This is a genomic window from Kitasatospora sp. NPDC057518 (genome assembly GCF_042802075.1).
Classification (GTDB): Bacteria; Actinomycetota; Actinomycetes; order Streptomycetales; family Streptomycetaceae; genus Kitasatospora.
The window spans coordinates 1-9,125 of record NZ_JBHVEU010000361.1 but is presented as its reverse complement, the minus strand read 5'-3'; the positions used below and the strand labels follow the sequence as shown (position 1 = coordinate 9,125).

Here is a 9,125-nt window from a genome sequence, read left to right as displayed (position 1 = left end):
GCCCCCGCGGCGGGCCCTGCTACGCCGTGGGACCGGTCGGCCCGGCCGGCTGCTCGTGCGGGCCCCGGGGCTGCCGGGCGGGCGGCGGGGAGCCGTCCAGGATGCCGCTCTGCGCCGTCAGGTAGGCGAGCTGGGCCCGGCTGTTGCTGCCGAGGATCTCCGACACCCGCTTGAGGTGGCTCGCCACGGTCCGTGAGCTGATGCCGAGCCGGCTGGCGATCGCGGCGTCCGTGTAGCCGTCCACCATGAGCTGGAGCACCCGCAGCCGGGTCTCGTCGGTGAGCAGCGGCGGGCGCTGCTGGTCGCTCTCGTAGACGACCGGCGCGGCCCGCTCCCAGGCGTGCTCGAAGACCGAGGCCAGGAAGTGCACCACGCCGGGGTCGGTGACCTTGAGCGCGTGGTTGTGGTGCTCGAGCTCCTTGTCGGGGATGAACGCCACCGAGCGGTCGCAGATGATGAGCCGGTCGAAGACCTCGTCGACGGTCCGCACCTCGATGCCGGCCTCGGTGACGGCCTTGATGTAGTCCAGCGTCGGGTAGTGCGCCCGGACGGAGTGCTGGTAGAGCGTGCGCTGGCGGACGCCCCGCTTCTGCGCGTCCAGGGCCAGGACCAGCGATCTGGCGAGGACATCGGTCGGCCGGCTGCCGCCCGGGTGCGCGGTGAGCAGCTCCCGCTCGGTCGCCTGGGTCGTCTCGGCCACCGCGGCGGCGATGACCGCCGCGCCGCTGAGCCGCTGGACGTTGTCCCGGCCCTCCCGGCGCAGCGTCCGGTAGACGCTCTCGACCTGGGACATGGCGGTCCGGATCGCGGCCACCTGCTGCTGCTGTTCGAGGATCTGCTGCTCCATCGGGTGCAGCAGCGCCGTGGTCGCGACCTCGGGCGGGACCGGCACCAGGACCGAGGGGTCGCCCAGCGCCGCCGTCAGCAGCCCCAGCTCGGTCAGGCAGGCGGGCGGCTCCGCCGTCGGGGCCCTCCCCAACAGGACGGCCTTGCGGTAGAACGTGATCCCCTCGTCACAGGGCCCGGGGTGGGCCTCCGGGCCACTGACGTCCGATATGTCGCACATGTGCCACCCCCTTCGGAATCTTGCAGTGCACGATCCTGAGCCATCGGATCTCTTCTGGCAAGGACCCATTCCCAGGCATTCTCTCTGTGTGCGGGGAAACCCCCCAGCACGAACGGATAGGTCTATCTAGGGGTGGAAATGAAGATCATGCGGTTCCCGGGTCGAATCCTCGCGTCCTTCGTTATGGCCGCCGTCGCGGTGATCGTCGTTTCCGCCGCGCCGGACGCCCCCAGCAGCGCCCCCACCGCTGCCGCCAGCGACGTGGCGCTCCTGCCGGGCGACCCCGGCTGGGCCTGATCGGCCGGGCGGGAATCCGCCACCCCTGGACAGTAGCGCCGATCCGCCGACCTGCGGGAGTGCTGCGAATCACGTTTCGCGGATATCGGCGCGCCGACATTCAGAAGGAGAGAGAAATGACCGCTGCGATTGCCGTACCGAAATGCCTGGTGTGCGACACCGACTTCGAGGTCGACGAGGCCTGGGAGCGGGGCGAGGTGACCGAGTGCGCGGCCTGCGGCCAGGAGCACGAGGTCGTCGAGAAGTCCGAGGCCGGCGTCCGCCTCGACCTGGCCCCCGAGGTGGAAGAGGACTGGGGCGAGTGACCTCCTCCGGCCGCGTCCTGCTGTCGGCCACCATGCTGCGCCCCGAGGAGAAACTCCTCCTCGGGGCGTTGCGCGGGGAGGGTCTGACGGCGACTCCACTGCTCATGGAGGATCTGGCCGACGTGGTGGCGGGTCGTACCGACCCGCCGGCCCTGGCCCTGATCCGCAACCTCTCGCACCGGGACGCGATCAGCGTCTCGTGCCGCCTGGAACACGCCGGGATCACCACCCTCAACCGGGCGTCGACCATCGAGACCTGCAACGACAAGGGCCTGCAGGCCCTGCTCTTCGCCCGGCACGGCATCCCCCACCCGCACACCCGGCACGCCTTCAGCTACGACCAGGTGCGCGCGATCGTCGCCGAGCTGGGCATGCCGGCGGTGGTCAAGCCGGTCAGCGGCTCCTGGGGGCGCGGTGTCACCAAGCTCGCGGACGCCGCGTGCCTGGAGGCCTGGGCCGCCGGGCGCGAGTCCGTCGACGCCGCGGGGAAGCTCTTCCCCGTCATCGTGCAGGAGTACATCGACAAGCCCGGCCACGACCTGCGCGTGGTCGTCGTCGGGACCACCCCGGTCGTGGCGATCCAACGGGTCTCGGACGACTGGCGCACCAACACCCACCTCGGCGCCGAGGTGCGGCGCGTCGACATCACCCCGGAGATGGAGAAGCTCTGCGTCCAGATCGTCGACGTGCTCGGCCCCGGCTTCTACGGGGTCGACCTGGTGGAGGACCGGACCACCGGTGACCTGCTCGTCCTGGAAGTGAACGCCAACCCCGAATTCGCCCGCTCCTCCGCCCTGCACGGAGTGAACGTCGCCGGCCACCTCGCCTCGTACGTGGCGGGGCAGCTGACGGCCGCGGCCGTGTGACCCGGAGAGGAACCATGGAACTGTTCGACACCGCGACGGTGCTCGCCCGCGTGCTCACCTCGGGCGTGGTCATGAGCATCGAGAAGAGCGACCGTGAACTGCCCGCCCTGGAGCGGCTGCTGACCAAGCGGACCGGCCGCGCCAAGGCCGTCCTGCTGAACAGCCGGACCGGGGCCCTGCACGCGGCCCTGGCCGGCCAGGGCATCGGCCACGGCGACACCGTCGCCCTGGCCGGGCCGGACGAGGCCACCACGGCCTTCCTGGCCTGGCTCGGCGTCACCGTCGAGGGGCAGGCCCCGGCCGCCTTCGACCTGGTCTCGCTAACCCCCGAGAACGCCGGCCGGCTGGACGAGCTGACCGCCGAAGCCACCGCCCCCGCGCTGGTGGTGGACCTGAGCGGGCTCGGCTTCGGCCCGGCCGCCGCCGTGCTCACCGACGACGAGCGGCTCTGGGCCCGGGCCGAGCGGCTGAAGATCTTCGGCGCCTACGACCTGCGCACCATGTGGACCCAGCAGGAGGCCGACGAGGACCTGGTGCCGGGGGTGCAGTTCAACTACCGGCTGAGCCCCCTGGTGGCCGGTTGCGTACGGATGGCCCTGACCCACGCGGCTCGCCCCGCCGCCGCAAGCTCCGGAGCACGCTGATGATCACCGACTTCCCGAACTCGCCCCTGCCCCTGCCCACCGAAGCCGACCTCGCCGACGAGCTCGCCGCCCTCGGCGGCGGCGCGATGATCCCCAAGGCCCAGCGCCGCACGCTCTTCCCGATCATCACCAAGGAAGACGTCTTCAACCTGATGCTCGCCCAGCGGCAGTCGCCCGACAAGGTCGTGGCCGACTTCGCCGAGGCGTACCGCGCCTACGTCGGCGCCGAGTACGCCCTGCCCACCGCCAGCGGCACCTCCAGCCTGCACATGGCCCTGGTCGGCGCCGGCGTGCAGCCCGGTGACGAGGTGATCGTCCCGGCGTTCACCTTCATCGCCACCGCGCAGGCCGTGGTCGCCGCCCACGCGATCCCGGTGTTCGTCGACATCGACCCGGACACCTACTGCATGGACCCGCGGGCCGCGGCCGCCGCGATCACCCCCCGGACCAGGGCGCTCATGCCGGTGCACGTCCACGGCCTGCCCGCCGACGTGCCGGCCCTGCGCGCCTTGGCCGACCAGCACGGCATCGCCCTCGTCGAGGACGCCTCGCACGCCCACTCCGCGAAGATCGGCGACCGGGTGGCCGGCTCCTTCGGCGACGCCGCCGGCCAGAGCCTGATGGCCGACAAGAACTTCCCGCTCGGCGGCGAGGGCGGCATCGCCTTCTACGCCACCGAGGAGGCGTACGGCCGGGCGGTCGCCTACCTGGAGCGCCACGCCATCGACTACGGGATGTCCTGGGTGGCCGCCGCCTTCGGCACCAGCCAGCTGGCCCGGCTGCCGTACTACGACGAGATCCGGGCCCGCAACGCCGCCCTGCTCGGCGAGGCCCTGGCGGGGACCGGCCTGTTCACGCCGCCGCACGTCCCGGACGGGCACGTGCACGCGTACAACATGTACCGGACCACCCTGCACCCGGAGGCCGTCGGCCTGGAGGACCTGCCGGTGCACGCCGTCAAGGAGGCGGTGCACGAGCTGCTGGTCGCCGAGGGCGTGCCGGCCCGCGAGTGGCAGAACACCCCGATCCCGTGCCACCTGCCGTTCCGGCACCGCGACGGCTTCGGCAACGGCTACCCGTTCTCGCTCAACCCGGACGCCGTGCGCGACCACCGCCCGGAGGACTTCCCGGTCACCCTGGGCATGCTCGACAGCACCCTGGTGCTCTGCCGCGAGCTGCGCTCCCCGGTCGAGTACGAGCGGATCCTGCGCTACGCGGACGCCTTCCGGAAGGTCGCCCGGCGCCCGGACGCCATCCGCAAGCTCGTCGAGAGCGGCGACCACCGCCGTCCGTGGGAGAAGGCGGCCCGCCTTGGCTGACCAGAAGATCCGCGTCGCCGTCATCGGCGCGAGCGGCTACACCGGTGGCGAGGTCATCCGGCTGCTGCTCGAACACCCCGGGGTGGAGCTCGCGTTCCTCTCCGCGGAGCGCAACGCCGGTGCCACGGTGGGCAGCGTCCACCCGTGGCTGCGCAACCACCCCAGGGCGGGCTCGCTGACGCTCCGGCCGCTGGCGCAGCTCGCCGAGGCCGGCCCCGTCGACGTCGCCTTCGGCTGCCTGCCGACCGGCACCCTGCCGGAGCAGCTGCCGCTGATCGCCGACAACGCCAAGCGGGTGCTCAACCTGGGCGGCGACTTCCGGCTCCGCGACGGCGGCGACGTCCGGACCCACTACCCGAGGACGGCCGCGAACCCGCCGAGCGAGGATTTCGCCTACTACATACCGGAGTTGAGCCCCGAGGTCCCGCAGGAGCGGTTCATCAGCCTGCCCGGCTGCATGGCCGTCACCACCATCTACGCGCTCTACCCGATGTTCGCCGCCTCGCTCGCGACCGACCGGGTCGTGGTCGACGCCAAGACCGGCTCCACCGGGAGCGGTCGCGGCGGCGGCGAGCCGCACGCCGAGCGCAGCGGCAACATCCGGGTGCACAAGCTGCACGGGCACCGGCACGCCCCGGAGGTCCAGCAGGCGATCGCCGACCTCACCGGCGCCGCCGTGGACCTGCGGTTCTCCACCCACAGCCTCGACGTGTCGCGCGGCATCATGGTCACCGCGTACACCGAACTGCGGGACGGCGTCACGGCGTTGGACGTCAAGCGGGCCTACGCCAAGGCGTACCTCGGCAAGCCCTTCGTCCGGGTCCGGCCGGCCCCCAAGGCGGCGCAGGACTTCCCGATGCTCAAGGCGGTCGTCGGCTCGAACGTCGCCGAGGTGGCGGTCGCGGTGCGCGGCGACCAGTGCGTCGCGGTGGCGGCCCTGGACAACCTGATCAAGGGCGCGGCCGGCCAGGCGATCCAGGCGATGAACCTGATCTCCGGCCTGGACGAGACGACCGGACTGCCCACCACGGCGGTGTCGCCGTGAGCCGTCCGCTGTACGTGATCAAGGTCGGCAGCGCCACGCTCGACCACGGCACGATCCACAAGGAGCTGGCCGACCTGGTGGCCCGGGGCGCCCGGGTGCTCCTGGTCGCCGGCGGTGCCACCGGCATCGAGGCCCACTACCGCGCGATCGCCCGCCCGATGCCGCAGCTGCGGCTCGCCAACGGCGACGAGGTGCGCTACTGCCCGCCCGAGGAGATGACCCACCTGGTCGACGCCTACGAGCGGGTCACCCTGCCCGCCGTGGAGCGGGAGGCCCGGGCCCTCGGGCTCGGCGTCTTCACCGCCGTCGCGGCGCGCGGCGCCCTGGTGACCGGCCGGGCCAACCGGCCGCTCAAGGCGCTGTCCGCCGAGGGCCGGCCGATCGTGGTCCGCGACCACCGGGCCGGCGTGCCCGCCCAGGTGGACACCGCCCGGCTGAACGCCCTGCTCGACACGTACGACCTGGTCTGCCTGTCCGCGCCGGTCGCCGACCCGGACGGCGGCGCCCCGCTCAACGTGGACGCCGACGTGCTCGCGGCGGTCCTCGCCAACGCGCTGGACGCCGACCACCTGCGGCTGGTCACCGGCACCGCCGGACTGCTGACGGACAAGGACGACCCGCGCTCCACGCTGGCCGACGCCTACCCGGGCGACGGAGCGCGGTACGCCGCGGGGCGCATGCGGCAGAAGGTCCGCGCGGCCGAGATCGCCCTGGAGGGCAGCGCCGACGTGGCCATCACCGGGCCGCACACCATGTCCGAGCCGGCCAACTGGACCAGGTTCTGGCGGGTGCGCGAGCCCTCCGCCGACCTGAGCCTGCTGACCCGGGTGGTCTCGGTGCCCTCGGTCTCCGGCGACGAGGCCGAACTCGCCACCCTGCTGGCCGAGTGGTGCCGCGAGCGCGGCATGGACGCCGCCGTCGACGAGGCGGGCAACCTCGTCGCCAGCCGCGGCATCGGGCCCCGCCGGCTGCTCCTCCTCGGCCACCTCGACACCGTGCCGCACCGCTGGCCGGCCGAGTGGCGCGAGGGCGAACTGTGGGGCCGCGGCAGCGTGGACGCCAAGGGCTGCCTGGCCAACTTCCTGGAGGTGCTCGCGCACGCGGACATCCCGGAGGACGGCCAGCTGTGCGTGGTCGGCGCGGTCGAGGAGGAGATCTCCTCCTCCAAGGGCGCGTTCCACGTCCGCGACCACTACCCGGCCGACGCGGTCGTCATCGGCGAGCCCAGCGGCTCGGAGAAGCTGACGCTCGGCTACTTCGGGCTCTTCAAGCTCAAGGTGACCGCCTCGGTGTCCAGCGGCCACTCGGCCGGACAGGACGCGGTCTCCGCCCCCGACCTGCTGATCGAGGCGCTCGGCGGCATCCGGACGGCCGTGCTGGCCCACGCGACCGACGCGCTGAGCGCGGTCATCGAGATCAGCAGCCGGACCGGGCGCGAGCACCACCACGCCACCGGGATCCTCAACTTCCGGGTGCCGCCCACGGCCGACCTCGACGCGCTGCGCTCGGCCGCGCTCGACCAGGTCCGGCCCGGGGTGGAGATCGAGGTGCTGCGGGCCACCCCCGGGTACGTCGGAGGCCGCTCCAGCTCCCTGGTCAAGGTCTTCAGCCGGGCCTTCGCGGACACCGGCATCCGGCCCCGCTTCGTCGTGAAGAAGGGCACCTCGGACATGAACACCCTGGCCACCACCTGGCGGGACGTGCCGATGGTCGCGTACGGCCCCGGCGACTCCTCGCTGGACCACACCGACGAGGAGCGGATCGGCGCCATGGAGTACCGCACCGCCCGCTCGCTGCTCGCGGACGCCGTCAACCGGTGGTTCGCCCTGCCCGAGGGGAGCCGTCGATGAGCACCCTGCTCGCCCCGCCGCAGACCGGGGACGACCTGCTGGCCACCCTGGCCGACCGGGCCGTACGGGCCCGCCGGCTGGTGGTCGACATGGCCGCCGGGCCGCGCGGCTGCCACCTCGGCGGCAGCCTGTCCGTCCTGGACATCCTGATCGCCGCGCTGCACCGGGCCTCGGCCGGGGACGGCACGGAGGTCGTGCTCAGCAAGGGCCACGCCGCCGCCGGGCTCTACGCGGCCCTGCACGTCAGCGGCGTCCTCCCGGAGGACCCGACACCGCGCTACGGCCTGGCGGGCGAGCCGTTCACCGGCCACCCGGGCCCCAAGGTCCCGGGCGTGCGCTTCCCCACCGGGAGCCTCGGCCACGGCGTCCCGTACGCCGCCGGCTGGGCGATGGCCCGCCGGATCGGCGGCCGGAGCGGACTCGGCATCGCCGTCGCCGGCGACGGCGAGCTCCAGGAGGGCCTGGTCTGGGAGACCTGCCAGGTCGCCGTGGCCCAGGAGCTGGGCAACTTCGTGCTGGTGGTCGACCGCAACGGCGGCCAGAACGACGGCATGGTGGCCGACATCTCGCCGCTGCCCCGGCTCGCCGAGCGGTTCGCCGCCTTCGGGTTCGAGGTCGCCGAGACCGACGGGCACGACCTGGCGGCGCTCACCGGGCTGCTCGCCGGGGACCGGGCCGGGGCCCGCAGGCCGCTGGCCGTCATCGCGAACACCGTCAAGGGGAAGGGCGTGCCCGCCGTGGAGGGCAAGGCCGGCTCCCACTACGTGACCATCGACGCCACGCGCGCCGCCAAGTGGAAGCGAGCGATCCGATGACCCTCTCGGGCCGTGACGCCTACCGCGACGAGCTGACCGGGCTCGCCGCCGAGGACGACACCATCCTCTGCCTGGAGGCGGACCTCGGCGGCAAGGGCCACCCGTTCCAGGCCGCCCACCCCGACCGCTTCTTCAACCTCGGCATCGCCGAGGGCGCCATGGTCGACATGGCGGCGGGCCTCGCCGCGGGCGGGTACAAGCCCTTCGTCAGCACCTTCGCGCCCTTCGCGGCGCTGCGCGCGGCGGAGAGCCTCAAGCTGACGCTGGGCTACCTGAACGCCGGGGTCACCGTGGTGGCGCCGTACGCGGGCGTCTCCGGCGCCTGGTTCGGCACCACCCACCACTGCCTGGAGGACCTCGCCGTCCTGCGCAGCATCCCGGGCGTGGTCATCGCCGCCCCCTACGGGGAGGCGGAGATGCGCGCGGTGGTCCGCGAGGCCGTGCGCTCCGGCCGGCCGCACTACATCCGCACCGGGCGCAACGCCCAGTACCGCTCGCTCGACCGGGAGGGCGAGCGGGCGCCGCTGGTCACCTGGGAGTCCCGGGCCGAGCCGGGCGAGGTCTGCCTGGTGTCGGTCGGCGAGGAGGGCACCCGCCTGGCGCTGGCCGCGCGGGAGGCCCGCCCCGGCACCGGCCACGCCCACCTGGTCTACCTGGACCACCCGAACCTGGCCCGCGCCGCGGCCGAACTCTCCCGCCACCACCGGCGGTTCGTCGTGGTCGAGGAGCACCGCGCCCAGGGCGGGGCGGCCGAGGCCCTCGCGCTGCTGATGCCCGGGTGCGAGGTCACCGCGGCGAGCGCGGACCTGACCTGGCCGTCCACCGGCGGCGACCACGAGGAGGTCATGGCCGCGGTCGGGCTCACGCTGCCCGCCGTGCTCGCCGCGGTGGCCCGGGCCGGCGGCGCCGGCCGGCTGT

General features: G+C 73.5%; 10 protein-coding genes. 9 read left to right on the top strand and 1 reads right to left on the bottom strand.

Annotated elements, in window-relative coordinates:
* Positions 1-19 precede the first annotated feature (19 nt).
* Complete coding sequence (locus ACFU7Z_RS29480; protein ID WP_074000674.1) at positions 20-1,066, bottom strand: LuxR C-terminal-related transcriptional regulator; 1,047 nt, start codon at positions 1,064-1,066, stop codon at positions 20-22.
* 138 nt (positions 1,067-1,204) lie between these two features.
* Here ACFU7Z_RS29480 and ACFU7Z_RS29475 point away from each other — a divergent pair, with 138 nt between their 5' ends.
* From ACFU7Z_RS29475 to ACFU7Z_RS29435, 9 genes are all read left to right on the top strand, one after another.
* Entirely contained in the window at positions 1,205-1,363 is a 159-nt protein-coding gene (locus ACFU7Z_RS29475; RefSeq protein WP_158077651.1) for a hypothetical protein, read from the top strand.
* Between the two features lie 116 nt (positions 1,364-1,479).
* Positions 1,480-1,668, top strand: a complete 189-nt coding sequence (locus ACFU7Z_RS29470) for a lysine biosynthesis protein LysW (RefSeq protein WP_049648974.1) — start codon at positions 1,480-1,482, stop codon at positions 1,666-1,668.
* Positions 1,665-2,534, top strand: a complete 870-nt coding sequence (locus ACFU7Z_RS29465) for a RimK family alpha-L-glutamate ligase (protein ID WP_049648973.1) — start codon at positions 1,665-1,667, stop codon at positions 2,532-2,534. Before ACFU7Z_RS29470 ends, ACFU7Z_RS29465 begins: the two co-directional genes overlap by 4 nt.
* A 14-nt stretch (positions 2,535-2,548) precedes the next feature.
* Positions 2,549-3,178, top strand: coding sequence for a DegT/DnrJ/EryC1/StrS family aminotransferase (locus tag ACFU7Z_RS29460; RefSeq protein ID WP_049648972.1), 630 nt, complete (start codon positions 2,549-2,551; stop codon positions 3,176-3,178).
* Entirely contained in the window at positions 3,178-4,497 is a 1,320-nt protein-coding gene (locus ACFU7Z_RS29455; RefSeq protein WP_074000675.1) for a DegT/DnrJ/EryC1/StrS family aminotransferase, read from the top strand. Before ACFU7Z_RS29460 ends, ACFU7Z_RS29455 begins: the two co-directional genes overlap by 1 nt.
* The gene (gene argC / locus ACFU7Z_RS29450; RefSeq protein ID WP_380780786.1) at positions 4,490-5,542 is read left to right on the top strand and encodes an N-acetyl-gamma-glutamyl-phosphate reductase; all 1,053 of its coding nucleotides are present in this window, start codon (positions 4,490-4,492) and stop codon (positions 5,540-5,542) included. Before ACFU7Z_RS29455 ends, argC begins: the two co-directional genes overlap by 8 nt.
* Complete coding sequence (locus ACFU7Z_RS29445; protein ID WP_049648969.1) at positions 5,539-7,392, top strand: M20/M25/M40 family metallo-hydrolase; 1,854 nt, start codon at positions 5,539-5,541, stop codon at positions 7,390-7,392. The genes argC and ACFU7Z_RS29445 overlap by 4 nt, the downstream gene beginning before the upstream one ends.
* Entirely contained in the window at positions 7,389-8,207 is an 819-nt protein-coding gene (locus tag ACFU7Z_RS29440) for a transketolase (RefSeq protein WP_049648968.1), read from the top strand. Before ACFU7Z_RS29445 ends, ACFU7Z_RS29440 begins: the two co-directional genes overlap by 4 nt.
* Positions 8,204-9,125: transketolase family protein (locus ACFU7Z_RS29435; protein WP_380780783.1), on the top strand; the 922-nt coding region annotated here is incomplete at its 3' end. The genes ACFU7Z_RS29440 and ACFU7Z_RS29435, both read left to right, overlap by 4 nt.

Excerpts from the sequence above, each read along its gene's own strand:
- ACFU7Z_RS29440 (WP_049648968.1), top strand. The coding sequence starts at position 7,389 with ATGAGCACCCTGCTCGCCCCGCCGCAGACCGGGGACGACCTGCTGGCC.
- ACFU7Z_RS29475 (WP_158077651.1), top strand. The coding sequence starts at position 1,205 with ATGAAGATCATGCGGTTCCCGGGTCGAATCCTCGCGTCCTTCGTTATG.
- ACFU7Z_RS29480 (WP_074000674.1), bottom strand. The coding sequence starts at position 1,066 with ATGTGCGACATATCGGACGTCAGTGGCCCGGAGGCCCACCCCGGGCCC.
- ACFU7Z_RS29470 (WP_049648974.1), top strand. The coding sequence starts at position 1,480 with ATGACCGCTGCGATTGCCGTACCGAAATGCCTGGTGTGCGACACCGAC.
- ACFU7Z_RS29460 (WP_049648972.1), top strand. The coding sequence starts at position 2,549 with ATGGAACTGTTCGACACCGCGACGGTGCTCGCCCGCGTGCTCACCTCG.
- ACFU7Z_RS29455 (WP_074000675.1), top strand. The coding sequence starts at position 3,178 with ATGATCACCGACTTCCCGAACTCGCCCCTGCCCCTGCCCACCGAAGCC.